This is a genomic window from Streptomonospora sp. PA3, from assembly GCF_009728995.1.
Lineage (GTDB): Bacteria > Actinomycetota > Actinomycetes > Streptosporangiales > Streptosporangiaceae > Streptomonospora.
In genome coordinates, this window is the sequence record NZ_VTZW01000004.1 from 183,964 (window position 1) to 199,620 (window position 15,657).

The window sequence follows — 15,657 nt, forward strand, 5'->3', positions numbered from 1 at the left end:
ACCGCGGACCGCGCGGGAAGGGGCTGCGGCGCTGATCGGTCGGCGGGGCCAATGCGGGGCCGGCCCGGCGGGGGCCCGGGCCGGGGGAGGGCTGCGGCGGACGGCGGGGTCAGGGCTTGACGGCGATGCCGCCGAGGATCAGGCTCTCGTTGCGCGGCGGCATGGTGTAGGAACCGTTGGACTTGGCGTCGGGGGGCAGCGGGCGCCACTTGTTCAGGGGGACCACGCCGGGCTCGACGAGGTCCCAGTCGCCGAAGTAGTCGCGGATCTCCGCGGGCGTGCGCCACCTGCCGGTCTTGAGCCGTTCCAGGAAGGCCGCCTGCAGGCGGCGAGCCCGCTCGGCGTCCTTCGGCGATTCCGCGGCGTCGGGCTCGCAGAAGTGGCTGACCACCAGGCAGCTCCCCGGTGCCAGGGCGTCGCGCAGCAGCCGGGCGATGCCGCCGGGGTCCTGGTCGTCGGCGAGATGGTGCAGGATGCCGCCGAGGATCAGCGCGAGGGGCCGGTCGAGATCGATCAGCCCCGTCCGCTGAGCCGCGTCCAGCACCTCCTGCGGTCGGGTGAGGTCGTTCTGGAGCACGACGGTGGTGTCGCTGTCGTCCAGCAGGGCCCGCCCGTGCGCGAGCACGATCGGGTCGTTGTCGACGTAGACCACATGCGCCGTGGGGATGGACTCGTGTGCGATCTCGTGCACGTTACCGTCGGTGGGCAGCCCAGACCCGATGTCGAGGAACTGGTCGATGCCCCGCTCGGCGGCGAGGTAGCGGGTGGCACGCTGGACGAACGCCCGGTTGCCCAAGGCCAGGTCGGTTACGCCGGGGACGACCGATTCGGCGTAGTCGGCCATTTCCCGATCCGCTTGGAAATGGTCCTTGCCGCCCAGGTAATACGAGTAGACGCGGGCGATACTCGCCTTGTCGGTGTCGATGTCGGGAGGGACGGGGTCGTAGGCCTGGCCGGCGCGCTTCATGAACTTCGGTGACTCGAATCGAGGCATCGTCATCCTCTTCAGGGGGGAAGTCGGCCGATGGTTTTCGGAGTCTATGCCCCCGCGGCTGCGTCGGTCACCGTTTCACGGCGTTCGGTGACCGACGGGGACCGAATTCCCCTTGCGCCCGAGATCGTCACCGTGCATACCGGGGCCGCGACCGGAGCCGTCCCCTCCGCTCACACCGCGGGCAGCCCGGTGTAGTTCTCGGCCAGCTGCGCCGCGGCCGGCCGGCAGGCCGCGATGTGCTCCAGGTAGGACTGCTGCAGCCGCTTGTCGAACGGCGTGGCCGCGGGATCGATGTGCAGCAGCGACGTCATCCAGTAGGAGAAGTGCTCCGCGCGCCACACCCGGCGCAGCGCCGTGTCGGAGTAGGCGTCCAGCCCGGCGCCGTCCCCGGTCCCGTACCACGACCGCAGGCCCTCGGCCAGCAGCATCACGTCGCGCATCGCCAGGTTGAGCCCCTTGGCGCCGGTCGGCGGCACGATGTGGGCGGCGTCCCCGGCAAGGAACAGGCGCCCGTGGCGCATCGGCTCGGTCACGAAGCTGCGCATCGGGGTCAGGCTCTTGTCGGTGATGGGCCCGGTGCCCAGCTTCCAGTCGCTCTCCCGCAGCTCGAAGCGGGCGGCCAGTTCCGACCAGATGCGGTCGTCGGACCAGTCGGCGGGGTCGGTGTCGGCGGGCACCTGCAGGTAGAGGCGGCTGACCGTCTCCGAGCGCATGCTGTGCAGCGCGAACCCGCGCTCGTGGCGGGCGTAGATCAGCTCGTCGCAGGAGGGCGGCACGTCGGCGAGGATGCCCAGCCACGCGAAGGGGTAGACCTTGTCGTAGGTGCGGACGACCTCCTCGGGCAGGCTGGTGCGCCCGATGCCGTGGAATCCGTCGCAGGCCACCACGTAGTCGCACTCCAGCACGTCCTCGGCGCCGCCGGAGGCGAAGCGGATGCGCGGCCGGTCGGACTCGATCCCCTCGATCCCCGTGGCCTCCGCTTCGAACACGATCCGCCCTCCGTCGGCCAGGCGCCGGGCGATCAGGTCCTTGACGATCTCGGTCTGCGCCCAGATCATCACGTGGCGCCCGGTCAGATCGGGGAAGTCGATGCGGTGGCCGCGCCCGTCGAAGCGCAGTTCGATGCCGTCGTGCCGGAAGCCCTCGCGGTCCATGCGCTCGCCCAGGCCCGTGTCCCGCAGCGCCTCGGCGACCCCGTGCTCCACCACGCCGGCGCGCTGGCGCCGCTCGCAGTAGGCGCGGTCGCGGCGCTCCAGCACGACCGACTCGATGCCGTTCTGGTGCAGCAGGTGCGACAGAAACAGCCCGGCGGGGCCTGCTCCGATGATTCCTACGGTGGTGCGCATGATCGGGTCCGCGGCGCGTGGTCCTTCGGCGGTTCCGAAGGGCCGGGAGTACTGCGCCGCTTTCCTCCCTTCAGGAGAAACGTGCGGGGAATGTCGAGTCGGCGGGGTGCCGCTTCGGGGCGCGGAGCGCCCGGGCAGCTGCGGCCGCGACCGCGGCGCGGGCGGGAGGGCGCGCCGCGGTCCCTCTACTCCTCGACCTCGTCCAGCACCCGCTGGGCGATGCCGAAGGCCTTGTTGGCGGCGGGCACGCCGCAGTAGATCGCCGCCTGCAGGAACACCTCGGCGATCTCGTCGCGGGTGAGCCCGTTGCGCACGGCGGCGCGGACGTGCATGCCCAGCTCGTCCCAGTGGCCCTTGGCCGTCAGGGCGGTGAGCACCATGCAGCTGCGCGTGCGGCGGTCCAGCCCTTCGCGGGTCCAGATCTCGCCCCAGGCGTAGCGGGTGATCAGGTCCTGGAACGGTTCGGTGAACGCGGTCTTGGCGTCCTCGGCGCGGTCGACGTGGGCGTCGCCCAGCACCTCGCGGCGAACCCGCATGCCCTCGGCGCGGCGCGAGGCGCCGTCGGCGCGGGTGTCCTGCGTGCTCATGTCTCTTCCTTCGGTTGCGGGTCTCTACTCCCGGCCGGTGCCGGCGGCGCCGAAGGGGCCCTCGGCGCCGAAGTGCGCGTCCAGCAGGCCGTTGACCTGATCGGCCCGCTCCCAGCTGGCCAGGTGCGCGCCGCCCTCCAGCACGTGCAGCCGCGAGTGCGGCACGGCGGCGGCGATGGCCTCGGCCTGCTCGGGCGGGGTGGCGGGATCCTGCGCGCCGGCCACGACCAGGGTCGGGGCGGCGATGCGCCCGAGGTCGGCGCGCAGGTCCATGTTCTCGATGGCGGAGCAGCAGCCGGCGTAGCCCTCGTCGGGGGTGCCGGCGACCATGCCGCGCATCCGCTCGGCGACCTCGGGCTCGCGCTCGGCATAGCCGGAGGTGAACCAGCGCTGCACGACCGAGGCGGCGATGGACGCGACGCCCTGCTCGCGCACGGTCGCCGCGCGCTGCCGCCACGCCTCGGGCTCCATCCGCGGCGCGGTGCACAGCACAGCGAGGCGGTCGATGCGCTCGGGAGCGTGGGCGGCCAGCCACATCCCGGTCATCCCGCCCAGGGAGATCCCGGCGAAGTGGGCGCGCTCGGCGCCGAGGCGGTCCAGCAGCCGCAGCACGTCGCCGCCCAGGTCGGCCAGGCTGTAGGGGCCGGGCGGAACGGGCGAGCGGCCGTGGCCGCGGGTGTCGTAGCAGACGACGCGGAAGCGGTCGGCGAGCGCCGCGGCCTGCGGTTCCCACATCTGAAGTGTGCTGCCCAGCGACCCCGAGAGCACGAGCAGCGGCGCATCGGTCGGCCCGCGGCTGACGTGGTGCACGTCGACGCTCACCTGTTCTCCATCCCTTCTGCGACGTCATCGCGGCGCGGCCGTCCGGGCGCCGGCATCAGGCCGGCCTCCCGGCCGCGTGCCGGTCGGGCCGGGACCGGCGCGCACGGGCGCTCAGCGCCCGGTCCACCAGGTCGGGCGCCGATCCCAGGTAGCCCGCCGGATCGAGCAGCGCGTCGATCTCGGTCCGGCTGCGGCGGTCCCCGAAGTGCTCGGCGAGGACGGTCCCCAGGTCGCGGCCGCTTCGGGCCGCCTCCGCGCAGGCATCGCGCACCTGCTCGTGGGCCTGGGACCGGCCCAGTTCGCCGGCGAGGTCGGTGGTGACCCGCTCGGCCATGGGAAAGCCGCCGGAGGCCGCCAGGTTGGCGCGCATGGCACCGGGCCGCACCTCCAGCCGCTCCAGGGAGGCGTGCAGCCAGGCCGCGGCCGATCCCGTCGCCTCCAGCAGCCGCGTCAGCGCCGGCCACTCGGCGTGCCAGGGGCCGGCCGCCCGCTGGTGCTGCTGCACCTGTGCGGCGTACAGCGTCGAGACCAGTCCGGGCGCCTGCTCCGCGCACGCGAGTGCCGAGACCGCGGCGATCGGGTTGCGCTTGTGCGGCAGCGTGGAGGAGCCGCCCACACCCGATCCGCCGGCCTCCTCGACTTCGCCCACCTCGGTCTGGGCCAGCAGGACGATGTCCCCCGCGGCCTTGCCCGCGGCGCCGCAGACCCGGCCCAGGGCGGCGGCGATGTCGGCGACGCGGCCGCGCTCGGTGTGCCAGGGCACTTCCGGCTCGGCCAGGCCCACCTCCTCGGCGAAGGCCGCGGCGGCGGCGCGGCCGTCGGCGCCCAGCGACGCGAGCGTTCCCGCCGCCCCGCCCAGCTGTGCGGCGGCCCGCTCCGCAAGCACCTCGGCCAGTCGGCCGGCGGCGGTGTCCAGCCCTTCCAGCCAGCCCGCCGCCACCAGGCCGAAGGTGGTCGGCAGCGCCTGCTGCAGCAGGGTGCGCCCGGCCATCACCGTCTCGCGGTGCTCGGCGGCGAGCGCGGCCAGGGAATCGGCCGCCGCGTCGGCGTGCTCGGCGATGACCGCGCCCGCCCGGCGGCTGACGAGCATCGCCGCGGTGTCCATGATGTCCTGGCTGGTGGCGCCGTAGTGGATGTGGCGGGCCGCGTCGCCGCCGACCCGGCGGGTCAGCTCCGCCACGAGCGGCACGACCGGGTTGCCGGACCCGGACGCGGCCGCTCCCAGCGCGTCGGCGTCGAAGTTCTCCGGGACGCAGGCCGCGGTGATCGCCGCCGCGTGCTCGGGCGCGACCAGCCCGATCCGGGCGTGGGCGCGCGCGAGCGCCGCCTCCGCGTCCAGCAGCGCCCGCAGCCACGCCCGGTCGCCGGTCTGCGCGCCGATCCCGCCCCGGCCGAAGATCCCGCCGTAGAGGCCGCCGGCGGCGCCGGTGTCGTCGATCACGCCTCCCCGCCCTTTCTCATCTGCGCGTAGGCACTCTCCGCCGCACCCGACCCCGCGGGTCAGATGTCGAAGAAGACCGTCTCATCCTCGCCCTGGAGCCGGATGTCGAAGCGGTAGCCGTCCTCGGCGGGTCGGGCGACGAGCGTGGCGCGTTCGGGCTCGGGGATCGAGGACAGCACCGGGTCGGCGGCGTTGGCCTCGGTCTCCTCGGGGAAGTAGATGCGGGTGACCGTGCGGTCCAGCATCCCCCGGGCGAACACCGAGACGTCGATGTGCGGCGCCTGCATCGCGCCGCCCAGGCCGGGCACCGGACCGGGCTTGAGGGTGCGGATGCGGAACTCCCCGGTCGCGTCGGTCTCGCAGCGGCCGAAGCCGCGGAAGCCGGGCCAGGCCTTGGCGCCCCGGGGGTCGTCGGGGTGGTCGAACCGGCCGTCGGGGTCGGCCTGCCAGGTCTCGATCAGCCCGTCGGGGACGGGCTCCCCGGCGCCGTCGTAGAGGGTGCCGCGGATCCAGAAGCCCCCTTCGGCCCCCTCGGCGAGCGCGAACGGGCCGTCGGGCCAGGGCAGCCCGATGTGCAGGTAGGGGCCGACCGTCTGGGAAGGTGTCGTCTCGCCGGCTGTGCTCATCAGTCGTCGTCCACTTCAGACTCGAAGACGGTGGACTCGCGCCCGCGCAGCACGATGTCCCACTCGAAGGCCAGCGCCCACTCCGGCGCGGTGTTGGCGTAGTCGAACCGCGCCACCAGGCGCTCCCGGGCCTTCTCGTCGGGGATGGAGTTCCACATCGGGTCCTGGAAGAACAGGGGGTCCCCGGGGAAGTACATCTGGGTGACGAGGCGCTGGGTGAACGCGCGGCCGAACAGGGAGAAGTGGATGTGGGCGGGGCGCCAGGCGTTGTCGTGGTTGCGCCAGGGGTAGGCGCCGGGCCGGATGGTGACGAAGCGGTAGCGGCCCTGGTCGTCGGTGAGGGTGCGGCCGACGCCGGTGAAGTTGGGGTCCAGCGGGCAGGGCCAGTTGTCGCCGGTGTGGCGGTAGCGCCCGCCGGCGTTGGCCTGCCAGATCTCGATCAGAGTGTTGGGGACCGGGCGGCCGTCGCCGTCGCGGACCTGGCCGTGGACGATGATGCGCTGGCCCTGCGGCTCGCCGTCGTGCTGGCGGGTGAGGTCGTTGTCGGTCTCGCCGATGCGGTCCTCGCCCAGCAGCGGCCCGGTGACCTCCGTCAGCAGGTGCGGGAGCAGGTGCAGCGGCCGCTTGGGGTGGCGCAGCGCGGTGCTGCGGTATCCGGGGTAGTCCAGCGGCGGGTGCACCCCGTGGTCGCGCCGGTACCCGGCCGCGAGCGGGACCGCGCCGGTGTCCGGGTCGGTGCTCATGGCTTCTCTGCCTCCTTGCGTCTGGGCGGTCACATGCGGCTCGGGCCCGCTGCGGGCCCGGCTGCGCGCCGTCAGGCGTGCAGCACCACGGCGAGGCCCTGGCCCACGCCGATGCAGATCGCGGCGAGCCCCCAGCCGCCGCCGCGCCGGTGCAGCTCGTGGGCGAGCGAGCCCAGGATGCGCGCGCCCGATGCGCCGAGGGGGTGGCCGATGGCGATCGCGCCGCCGTTGGGGTTGACGATCTCGGGGTCCAGGGCGGGCCAGCGCCGCAGGCAGGCCAGCGACTGGGCGGCGAAGGCCTCGTTGAGCTCGACGACCGAGAGGTCCTCCCAGCCGATGCCGGCCCGGGCCAGCGCGGTCTCGGCGGCCTCCACCGGGCCGATGCCGAAGCGGTGCGGCTCCACGGCGGCGGCACCGCGGCTCACGATGCGCGCCAGCGGGGTGGCGCCGGTGGTGGCGGCGGCGTTCTCGTCGCCGATGAGCAGCGCCGCCGCGCCGTCGTTGAGCGGCGAGGAGTTCCCGGCGGTGACCGTGCCGTCCGGGCGGAACGCCGGCTTCAGACCCGCGAGCTTCTCCGGCGAGGTCTCGCGGATGCTCTCGTCGCGCGCGAGCTCCACGCCCGGCACCGGCACGATCTCGGCGTCGAAGACGCCCTTCTCCCAGGCCTGGGCCGCCTTGGTGTGGCTGCGCAGGGCGAAGGCGTCCTGCTCGGCGCGCTCGATGCCGTACAGCTCGGCGATCTGCTCGGTGCACTCGCCCAGCGAGACCGTCCACTCCTGCGGCATGGCGGGGTTGACCATGCGCCAGCCCAGCGTGGTGGAGTGCAGCGTCTCGTGCCCGGCGGGGAAGCCCTTGGCGGGTTTGGGCAGCACCCAGGGGGCGCGGCTCATCGACTCCACACCGCCGGCCAGCACCAGGGACGCATCACCCACCGCCACCGCGCGGTTGGCGGCGATGACCGCCTCCAGGCCCGATCCGCACAGCCGGTTCAGGGTGGCGCCGGGCACGGAGGTGGGCAGCCCGGCCAGCAGCGCGGCCATGCGGGCGACGTTGCGGTTGTCCTCGCCGGCGCCGTTGGCGTCGCCGAAGTAGACGTCGTCGATTCCGGCGGGGTCCAGCCCGGGGCTGCGTTCGACGAGGCCGCGCACGGCGTGGGCGGCCAGGTCGTCGGGGCGCACGCCGGCCAGCGCGCCGCCGTGCTTGCCGAAGGGGGTGCGCACCGCGTCCAGGACGAATACGTCGGTCATTGCGGGCCTTTCAGTCGCTTGCGGGCGGGGCCGCCGCGCGATTCGGCGGTCGGGCCGGCCGGGGCTCGCCCGCCGGCCGCGGGGCCGCGTCCCATGTTCGCATCAGGTCTACCCGCGCCCGGTCAGCGAGCGCAGCACGGAGAGCTCCTCGGCGGTGGGCTCGGGGGTGGTGGCCAGTTCGGGGGAGACGGCGAGGTCCCAGCCGGTGGCGGCGCGGGCGTCCTCGACCGTGACGCCGGGGTGCAGCTGGACCAGGGTCAGCTCGCGCGTGGCCGGGTCGGGCTTGAGCACGCCCAGGTCGGTGATGACGCGGGTGGGGCCGAAGCCGCGCAGTCCCAGGCGCTCGCGGTCGCCGGGGCCGCCGCCGTGCCCGAGGGAGGTCACGAAGTCGACCCGCTCCACGAAGGCGCGGGTGTTCTGCCGGACGATGACGACGACCTCGCGGCAGGAGGCGGCGATCTCCGGGGCGCCGCCGGCGCCGGGCAGGCGCACCTTGGGGTCGGCGTAGTCGCCGATGACGGTGGTGTTGATGTTGGCGTAGCGGTCGATCTGGGCGGCGCCGAGGAAGCCGACGTCGATCCGGCCGGGCTGCAGCCAGTAGTTGAACACCTCGGGCACCGAGACCACGGTGTCGGCGGTCTCGGCGAGCACGCCGTCGCCGATGGACAGCGGCAGCGTGTCTGGCCGCGTGCCCAGGGTGCCCGACTCGTAGATCATCCACAGGCCCGGCGCGTGGGTGCGGCAGGCGAGGTTGGCGGCGGTGCTGGGCAGGCCGATGCCCACGAAGCAGGCCATCTCGGAGGTCAGCGCGTGCGCGGCGGCCACCGTCATCATCTCGTCGGAGGTGTAGCCCGTCGCTGTCGTCATGTCATCCTGCCTTTCCGGGCAGCGGCGCCTGGGCGCCCACCTCGTTCTCCAGCCACTCGGCGAACCTCTCGCGGTCGCGGCTGACGGCGTCCCAGTCCTGGTAGGCGCTGTTGTCCCGGGCGTAGTAGCCGTGGGCGTAGGAGGGGCGGGAGCCGCCGGGCACCTCGGCCACGGCGCTGACCACGCGGGCGGGAAGGATCACCTGGCCGGCGACCGGTTTCAGCTCGTCGACGACCTCCTCGACGGTGACCAGCGAGCGCTGGGCGGCGAGCACGGCCTCCTTCTGGATGCCGGTGATGCCCCAGAGCTGGACGTTGCCGGCGCGGTCGGCCCGCTGGGCGTGCACGATCGTGACGTCGGGGTTGAGGGCGGGGACGGCGGCGAGGTGCTCGCCGGTGAAGGGGCATTCGACGGTCTTGATGGTCTCCGTCTGGCCGACGAGGTCGGTGCCGGCGTAGCCGCGCAGCACCGCGAAGGGGAGGCCGGAGGCGCCGGCGACGTAGCGGTTGGCCATGCCGGCGTGGCTGTGCTCCTCGATCTCCAAGGGGCGGGGCCAGCCGTGCTGGATGGCGTCGCGGAAGCGGTGGAGGGAGCCGACGCCGGGATTGCCGCCCCAGGAGAACACCAGGCGCGCTGCGCAGCCCGCGCCGATCAGCTGGTCGTAGACGATGTCGGGGGTCATCCGGACCAAGGTCAGGTCACGCCGGCCCTGCCGGATGATCTCGTGGCCGGCCGCCACGGGGATCAGGTGGGTGAAACCCTCCAGCGCGACCGTGTCTCCGTCGCCGACGAGTTCGCGTACACCCTCGTCCAGCGGCACGATCATAAGCGGGTCCAAATCTGTTCGTATGCCGAATGCTTGTTCTTAATACGCACATAATTGCCCACAGTCATCCCACGGGTCAAGGGCGGTGGCGGGAAGGCCCGGGCGGCCCGGCGGCGGCGCGGAGCGCTACGCGTGGCCGGCGGCGCGCTGGGAGATCTCCAGGTCGGCCTCGATGCGGGCGGCCGCGGCCAGCAGCGGCGGCAGCAGGTCGCGCCGGATGTCCTCCACCGAGGAGCGGCTGGCGTGGGCCGAGACGTTGACCGCGGCGACCACCCGGCCGTCGCGGTCGCGGATGGGCGCGGCCACCGAGCGCAGCCCCTCCTCCAGCTCCTGGTCGACCAGGGCCCAGCCCTGGTTGCGCACCCGGTCGATCTCGGCGCGCAGCCGCCCGGGCGTCGTCACCGTGAAGGCCGTCAGCCGGGTGAGCTCGGTGTTCTCCAGGTAGGCGTCGATCTCCGCGGCCGAGCGGCCCGCCAGCAGCACCCGCCCCATCGACGTCGCGTAGGCGGGGAAACGGGTGCCGACGTTGATCGCGACGTTCATGATGCGCGATGTGGACACCCGTGCGATGTAGACGACGTCGCCGCCGTCGAGCACCGAGACCGAGGAGGACTCGTGCAGCTCGGCGGCCAGCCGCTCCAGGTGCGGCTGGGCGACCTCGGGCAGCCCGGCCGAGGACAGGTAGGCATAGCCCAGCTCCAGCACCCGCGGCGTCAGCGAGAACAGCCGGCCGTCGGTGCGTACGTAGCCCATGTCGGCCAGCGTGAGCAGGAAGCGCCGTGCCGCGGCCCGGGTCAGCCCGGTCACCCGGGCCACCTCGCTGAGCGTCATCGTGGGGCTCTGCGCGGTGAAGGCGCGGATCACGGCCAGACCGCGCTCCAGCGACTGCACGTAGTGCTCGCCCTTGGGCGGGGTGCCGGGCTCGGTGAGGTCCGTGCTCATGTCTCTCCTTCGGTTGCTGCGGCGCGTCGGATCCGGGGCCTGCGGGTGACCCGCGTCATGCGCCTAGAGCGATGTTCTCATACCGAACAAGCAACTCCGCAGGTAAAGCCGTACACCGTGGGTATCGGTATCCGGAATCTGGGGCTTGACGTGGGTGATCGCCCTCACTTATGTTCGCTCGAAGAACGCTTGTTCGTATTTCGTACATGGGGCCGCTGCGATACGGTGCCCAGGCACTGGCGCGCGGTTCGCCTCTCCGGGGCGAGCGGCTCCCGCGTTCCACAGAAGGCCGCGCACAGCCGGGCGGTGCCCGGCGCAGTGCACCGACGATCCCCGTTTCCGACGCGCCGAACCGGGCGCCGGCGGGGGGCCCGAGCGCCGAGCGCCGGACACCGTCCGCGCCGGCTCGCATCCGAGGACCGAAGGGAAACCGGCGAGACCATGACCGAAGCCGTCACCAGCCGCGACGAACCCCCCTTCCGTGCCGACCACGTGGGCAGCCTGCTGCGGCCGCGGCACCTGCTCGACGCCCGCACCCGCCACGCCGAGGGCGCCCTGAGCCAGGCGGAGCTGCGCCGCCTGGAGGACGAGGCCGTCCGCGACGTCGTGCGCATGCAGGAGGAGGTCGGCCTCTCCACCGCCACCGACGGCGAGTTCCGCCGCTCCTCCTGGCACATGGACTTCATCTACCAGCTGGGCGGGATCACCAAGGCCGCCGGCGACATCACGGTCACCTTCCACAACGAGCAGGGCGACATCGAGTTCACCCCCGCCGCCCTGCAGATCAAGGACAAGGTCCGGCTGGAACACACGATCTTCGCCGACGACTTCGCCTTCCTGCGGGACACCGCCACCACCGCCACCCCCAAGCTGACCATGCCCTCGCCCAGCATGGTCCACTACCGGGGCGGGCAGGCGGCCGTCGACCGCGAGGTCTACCCCGACATCGAGGAGTTCTGGAGCGACCTCTCGGCCGCCTACGCCGAGCAGATCCGCCGCATGGGCGAACTGGGCTGCACCTACCTCCAGCTCGACGACACCAGCCTCGCCTACCTCAACGATCCCCGCCAGCGCGCCATGATCGACGAGCGCGGGGACAACGGCGACAGCATCCACCGGCGCTACATCGCCCAGATCAACGCCGCCCTGGCCGGCCGCCCCGAAGGCATGCGGATCACCACCCACATGTGCCGCGGCAACTTCCGCTCCTCCTGGGTGGCCGAGGGCGGCTACGACTACATCGCCGAGGAGCTGTTCGGCTCCCTCGGCGTGGACGGCTACTTCCTGGAGTTCGACGACGCCCGCTCCGGCGGGTTCGCGCCCCTGCGCTTCGTCCCGCAGGGCAAGTACGTCGCCCTCGGCCTGGTGACCACCAAGCGGGGGCAACTGGAGAGCAAGGACGAACTCAAGCGCCGCATTGAGGAGGCGAGCCGCTACATCCCGCTCGAGCAGCTCTGCCTCGCACCGCAGTGCGGATTCTCCAGCACCTTCGAAGGCAACGATCTGACCTACGACGAGCAGGTCGCCAAGCTGCGGCTGATCGTCGAGACCGCCGCCGAAGTCTGGGGATGACCCCACCCGCGCCCGTTCGCGGGCGCATGCCCGACAATTCACCCACCAGGAGATCCAACATGCGCCGGATGATCCTCCCCGTGGCCGCTGTGGTCACCCTGCTCGCAAGTACGGCCTGCGGCGGTGGCCAGGAAGGCGGCGGCGGCGACAGCGGCGGCACGCAGTCCATCACCGTCGGAGCGATCCCCATCGTCGACGTCGCGCCCCTGCACCTGGGGCTGGACCAGGGCATCTTCGAAAAGCACGGCATCGACCTGGAGATCAAGAACACCACGGGCGGTGCCCAGGCCGTGCCCAGCGTCGTCTCCGGCGAGTTCGACTTCGCCTTCGGCAACATCACCTCGATCATGGTCGGCCGCGACAACGACCTGCCGCTGACGATCGTGGCCAACGGCGTGACCAGCACCGGAGAGCAGGGCAACGACTTCGGAGCCGTCGTGGTGCCCGAAGGCAGCGACATCACCGACGCCAAGGGGCTCGAAGACAGCACGATCGCCGTCAACAACCTCAAGAACATCGGCGACACCACCGTGCGCAACTCCGTGCGCAAGGCCGGCGGCGACTCCGACACCATCGAGTTCGTCGAGCTTCCCTTCCCGGAGATGCCCGCGGCCCTGGAGCGGGGCGACGTCGACGCCGCCTGGCTGGTCGAGCCGTTCCTGACCTCCGCGCTCAACAACGGCGCCACCGAGGTGGCCTCCAACTTCGTCGACGCCCACAAGAACCTCTCGGTGGCCTACTACTTCACCACCGAGCAGGTGGTCGCCCAGGACCCCGAGCTGGTGGACAACTTCACCGCCGCCATCGAGGAGTCCATGACCTACGCCGACGAGCACCCCGACGAGGTCCGGCGCATCCTCGGCGAGTACACCGAGATCGAGCCCGAGGTCATCGAGCAGATCCGCCTTCCCCGCTGGCCCAACGGCTACAACCAGGAGTCCGCGCAGGCCGTGGGCGAACTGCTCGTCCACGACGGCGTGGTCGAGGACCAGCCCGACATGGACAAGCTGTTCAAATGACGACTGACGCCGCCAAAGCCGGCACCGCGCGTCCCCCCGCCCATCCCTCCGGGGCGGGGGGACGCCCCCGCGTCGCGGGCCGCCCGCCCAACCGCGCGCTGCTGGGACTCGCCGGCGTCGTCGGCTTCCTGCTGCTGTGGGAGGCGGTTCCGCGGCTCGGGCTCGTCCCGGCCCGGTTCCTGCCGCCGGTGTCGGAGGTGCTGGCCACCCTCGGCACGCGGCTCGTGCTGCCGGAGTTCTGGACCGCGGTGGGCGACACCGTGGTCACCTGGGGGATCGGCCTGGGGATCGCATTCGCCGCCGCCGGCGTGCTGGGGTTCGTCATCGGATCGGTCCCCGTGCTGCGCGCCTTCACCTCCTCCACGGTGGAGTTCCTGCGGCCCATCCCCTCGGTGGCGCTCATCCCGCTGGCGATCCTGCTCTACGGCACCGACATGGCCTCCACCCTGCTGCTGGTGGTCTACGCGGCGTTCTGGCAGATCTACATCCAGGTGCTCTACGGCGTCGCCGACATCGACCCCGTCGCCGAGCAGACCGCCCGCTCCTACGGTCTGGGCCGCCTGGCGCGGCTGCGCTACGTGGCCTGGCCCTCCGCGCTGCCCTACATCCTCACCGGGCTGCGGCTGGGTGCGGCCGTGGCGCTGATCCTGACCATCACCGGACAGCTGATCATCGGCACCCCCGGCCTGGGCCAGCAGATCGCCATCGCCAAGAACAGCAACGCCACCGCGCTGGTCTACGCGCTGATCATCGCCACCGGCGCCCTCGGGGTCGCCGTCAACGTCGGCGTGCGGGCCCTGGAGCGCAGGGCCCTGCGCTGGCACGCGTCGGTCCGCGGAGAGGAGATCGTGTGAGCGCCGCAACCACCCCCGCACGCACCGGCGCGGGAGCCGCGAAACCGGGAGGGGCCGGCCGGACCGCGCTGCGCGCCCTGCAGATCGTGCTGCTTCCCATCCTGCTCATCGGCCTGTGGTGGGCGGCCAGCATCGCCTCGGGCGTGTACTACCTGCCCACACCCGGAGAGATCGCCGCCACCTTCGTCGAGGTGTGGGGCTCCCAGCGGCTGGCCGACGACGTCCTGCCCAGCGTCGGGCGCCTGTTCGGCGGCTTCGCCCTGGGCACCGTCGGGGGCGTGGGCCTGGGCATCGTCCTGGGGCTCTCGTCGCGCATCCGCGCCGTTTTGGAGCCGGTCCTGGAGTTCTTCCGGGCCATCCCGCCCCCGGTGCTGGTGCCCCTGCTGATGCTGTTCGTCGGCGTCAACACCACGATGAAGCTCGCGGTGATCGTCTCCGGCTGCATCTGGCCCATCCTGCTCAACACCATCGAGGGCGTGCGGGCCGTCGACCCGGTGCTGATCGACACCTGCCGCTGCTACGGCATCCGGGGCCGGCGCTGGCTGACCACGCTGGTGCTGCGCTCGGCCAGCCCGCAGATCATGGCGGGGATGCGCCAGGGCCTGTCGATCGCGATCATCCTCATGGTGATCAGCGAGATGTTCGCCAGCAGCAGCGGGCTGGGCTACACCATCATCCAGTTCCAGCGCACCTTCGCCATCCCGGAGATGTGGAGCGGCATCCTGCTGCTCGGCCTGCTCGGCTTCCTGCTCTCCGTCCTGTTCGGCTTCGCCGAGCGCAAGGTGCTGAAGTGGTACAACGGCGTGCGCGCAGCGGCGCGCGGGGAGTGAAGCGAGAACCATGGCGACGACACCGACCGCACCGGCACCACAGACCACCGCTTCGCACAAGAAGGCCCACATGCTCGATGTCACCGGACTGCAGAAGATCTACCCCGGCCAGCACGGCGATGTCGAGGCGCTGCGCGACCTGACCTTTCACCTCGGCGACGGGGAGCTGGCATGCCTGGTCGGTCCCTCCGGCTGCGGCAAGACCACGCTGCTGAAGTGCATCGCCGGGCTGATGCGCCCCACCTCCGGCAGCGTCGAACTGGCCGGCGAGCAGGTCACCGGGCCGCCCCGGGACATGGCCGTCGTCTTCCAGGAGTACGGCCGCAGCCTGTTCCCGTGGCTGCGCGTGCGCGACAACGTCGAGCTGCCGCTGAAGGAGAAGCGGCTCTCCAAGGCGCGCCGCCGCGAGCTGAGCGACGAGGCGCTGGACGCCGTGGGCCTGCTCAAGTCCGCCGGCGCCTACCCCTGGCAGCTCTCCGGCGGCATGCAGCAGCGCGTCGCCATCGCCCGCGCGATCGCCTACGAGCCGCGGGTGCTGCTGATGGACGAGCCGTTCGCCGCGGTCGACGCCCAGACCCGGGCCGACCTGGAGGACCTCATCCGCACGCTGTGGAAGCGGTTCTCCATGACCGTCCTGTTCGTCACCCACGACATCGACGAGGCCGTCTACCTGGGCCAGCGGGTCCTGGTGATGTCGTCCTCGCCGACGATCATCCAGGACGACGTGGCCATCGACCTGCCCGACGAGCGCGACCAGATCAGCACCCGCGGCGAGCACCGCTTCGCCGAGCTGCGCACCCGCATCTACGCCGAGATCCGCAACGCCTCCCAGCCGCAGGAGGCCGGCAAGCAGCAGGCGGCCGCGGCCGAGTAGCCGCCCCCGCGGCACGGCGCCGAAGCGGCGGGCCGGGCGGCCGCACACAGACTCGGCGGGCGGCGGT

16 protein-coding genes are annotated in these 15,657 nt (G+C 72.5%); 5 read left to right on the forward strand and 11 right to left on the reverse strand.

Annotated features, from left to right (window positions below; translation table 11 throughout):
• Positions 1-109 precede the first annotated feature (109 nt).
• From FZ103_RS03605 to FZ103_RS03655, 11 genes are all read right to left on the reverse strand, one after another.
• Complete coding sequence (locus FZ103_RS03605; protein ID WP_155998812.1) at positions 110-994, reverse strand: SAM-dependent methyltransferase; 885 nt, start codon at positions 992-994, stop codon at positions 110-112.
• 170 nt (positions 995-1,164) lie between these two features.
• The gene (locus FZ103_RS03610) at positions 1,165-2,340 is read right to left on the reverse strand and encodes a 4-hydroxybenzoate 3-monooxygenase (RefSeq protein ID WP_155998814.1); all 1,176 of its coding nucleotides are present in this window, start codon (positions 2,338-2,340) and stop codon (positions 1,165-1,167) included.
• 185 nt (positions 2,341-2,525) lie between these two features.
• On the reverse strand, positions 2,526-2,927 hold the full coding sequence (gene pcaC, locus FZ103_RS25290; RefSeq protein ID WP_155998816.1) for a 4-carboxymuconolactone decarboxylase: 402 nt from the start codon (positions 2,925-2,927) through the stop codon (positions 2,526-2,528).
• A gap of 24 nt (positions 2,928-2,951) precedes the next feature.
• The gene (pcaD, locus tag FZ103_RS25295; RefSeq protein ID WP_343233361.1) at positions 2,952-3,749 is read right to left on the reverse strand and encodes a 3-oxoadipate enol-lactonase; all 798 of its coding nucleotides are present in this window, start codon (positions 3,747-3,749) and stop codon (positions 2,952-2,954) included.
• A 55-nt stretch (positions 3,750-3,804) separates the two neighbouring features.
• Positions 3,805-5,190: a 3-carboxy-cis,cis-muconate cycloisomerase gene (pcaB, locus tag FZ103_RS03625; RefSeq protein WP_343233362.1), complete on the reverse strand. Its 1,386-nt coding sequence runs from the start codon at positions 5,188-5,190 to the stop codon at positions 3,805-3,807.
• Between the two features lie 59 nt (positions 5,191-5,249).
• A complete protein-coding gene (gene pcaG / locus FZ103_RS03630; RefSeq protein WP_155998820.1) occupies positions 5,250-5,816 on the reverse strand; it encodes a protocatechuate 3,4-dioxygenase subunit alpha in 567 nt (188 codons plus the stop codon).
• On the reverse strand, positions 5,816-6,559 hold the full coding sequence (gene pcaH, locus FZ103_RS03635; RefSeq protein ID WP_155998822.1) for a protocatechuate 3,4-dioxygenase subunit beta: 744 nt from the start codon (positions 6,557-6,559) through the stop codon (positions 5,816-5,818). Before pcaH ends, pcaG begins: the two co-directional genes overlap by 1 nt.
• Positions 6,560-6,630: 71 nt before the next feature.
• Entirely contained in the window at positions 6,631-7,806 is a 1,176-nt protein-coding gene (locus FZ103_RS03640; RefSeq protein ID WP_155998824.1) for an acetyl-CoA C-acyltransferase, read from the reverse strand.
• Between the two features lie 108 nt (positions 7,807-7,914).
• Positions 7,915-8,673, reverse strand: coding sequence for a CoA-transferase subunit beta (locus FZ103_RS03645; RefSeq protein WP_155998826.1), 759 nt, complete (start codon positions 8,671-8,673; stop codon positions 7,915-7,917).
• 1 nt (position 8,674) lies between these two features.
• A complete protein-coding gene (locus tag FZ103_RS03650; RefSeq protein ID WP_155998828.1) occupies positions 8,675-9,499 on the reverse strand; it encodes a CoA transferase subunit A in 825 nt (274 codons plus the stop codon).
• Between the two features lie 126 nt (positions 9,500-9,625).
• Positions 9,626-10,441 carry an IclR family transcriptional regulator C-terminal domain-containing protein gene (locus tag FZ103_RS03655; RefSeq protein ID WP_155998830.1) on the reverse strand — a complete coding sequence of 272 codons (816 nt, stop codon included), beginning with the start codon at positions 10,439-10,441 and terminating at the stop codon, positions 9,626-9,628.
• A gap of 441 nt (positions 10,442-10,882) precedes the next feature.
• On the opposite strand from FZ103_RS03655, the gene FZ103_RS03660 reads away from it, so the two are divergent.
• The 5 genes from FZ103_RS03660 (at position 10,883) to FZ103_RS03680 (ending at position 15,590) form a co-directional block, all read left to right on the forward strand.
• Complete coding sequence (locus FZ103_RS03660) at positions 10,883-12,013, forward strand: 5-methyltetrahydropteroyltriglutamate--homocysteine S-methyltransferase (protein WP_155998832.1); 1,131 nt, start codon at positions 10,883-10,885, stop codon at positions 12,011-12,013.
• A 68-nt stretch (positions 12,014-12,081) separates the two neighbouring features.
• Positions 12,082-13,032: an ABC transporter substrate-binding protein gene (locus FZ103_RS03665; protein WP_343233363.1), complete on the forward strand. Its 951-nt coding sequence runs from the start codon at positions 12,082-12,084 to the stop codon at positions 13,030-13,032.
• Positions 13,029-13,886, forward strand: coding sequence for an ABC transporter permease (locus FZ103_RS03670; protein ID WP_155998836.1), 858 nt, complete (start codon positions 13,029-13,031; stop codon positions 13,884-13,886). Before FZ103_RS03665 ends, FZ103_RS03670 begins: the two co-directional genes overlap by 4 nt.
• Positions 13,883-14,716 (forward strand): ABC transporter permease, encoded by an 834-nt coding sequence (locus FZ103_RS03675; RefSeq protein ID WP_394350071.1) that lies wholly within the window; start codon positions 13,883-13,885, stop codon positions 14,714-14,716. Before FZ103_RS03670 ends, FZ103_RS03675 begins: the two co-directional genes overlap by 4 nt.
• Before the next feature lie 70 nt (positions 14,717-14,786).
• A complete protein-coding gene (locus tag FZ103_RS03680; protein WP_155998838.1) occupies positions 14,787-15,590 on the forward strand; it encodes an ABC transporter ATP-binding protein in 804 nt (267 codons plus the stop codon).
• The last annotated feature ends 67 nt before the right edge of the window (positions 15,591-15,657 follow it).

Coding starts and splice junctions, on each gene's coding strand:
- FZ103_RS03650 (WP_155998828.1), bottom strand. CDS start 9,499: ATGATCGTGCCGCTGGACGAGGGTGTACGCGAACTCGTCGGCGACGGA.
- pcaG (WP_155998820.1), bottom strand. CDS start 5,816: ATGAGCACAGCCGGCGAGACGACACCTTCCCAGACGGTCGGCCCCTAC.
- FZ103_RS03645 (WP_155998826.1), bottom strand. CDS start 8,673: ATGACGACAGCGACGGGCTACACCTCCGACGAGATGATGACGGTGGCC.
- FZ103_RS03680 (WP_155998838.1), top strand. CDS start 14,787: ATGCTCGATGTCACCGGACTGCAGAAGATCTACCCCGGCCAGCACGGC.
- FZ103_RS03670 (WP_155998836.1), top strand. CDS start 13,029: ATGACGACTGACGCCGCCAAAGCCGGCACCGCGCGTCCCCCCGCCCAT.
- FZ103_RS03605 (WP_155998812.1), bottom strand. CDS start 994: ATGCCTCGATTCGAGTCACCGAAGTTCATGAAGCGCGCCGGCCAGGCC.
- FZ103_RS03665 (WP_343233363.1), top strand. CDS start 12,082: ATGATCCTCCCCGTGGCCGCTGTGGTCACCCTGCTCGCAAGTACGGCC.
- FZ103_RS03610 (WP_155998814.1), bottom strand. CDS start 2,340: ATGCGCACCACCGTAGGAATCATCGGAGCAGGCCCCGCCGGGCTGTTT.
- FZ103_RS03655 (WP_155998830.1), bottom strand. CDS start 10,441: ATGAGCACGGACCTCACCGAGCCCGGCACCCCGCCCAAGGGCGAGCAC.
- pcaC (WP_155998816.1), bottom strand. CDS start 2,927: ATGAGCACGCAGGACACCCGCGCCGACGGCGCCTCGCGCCGCGCCGAG.
- pcaH (WP_155998822.1), bottom strand. CDS start 6,559: ATGAGCACCGACCCGGACACCGGCGCGGTCCCGCTCGCGGCCGGGTAC.
- FZ103_RS03640 (WP_155998824.1), bottom strand. CDS start 7,806: ATGACCGACGTATTCGTCCTGGACGCGGTGCGCACCCCCTTCGGCAAG.
- FZ103_RS03660 (WP_155998832.1), top strand. CDS start 10,883: ATGACCGAAGCCGTCACCAGCCGCGACGAACCCCCCTTCCGTGCCGAC.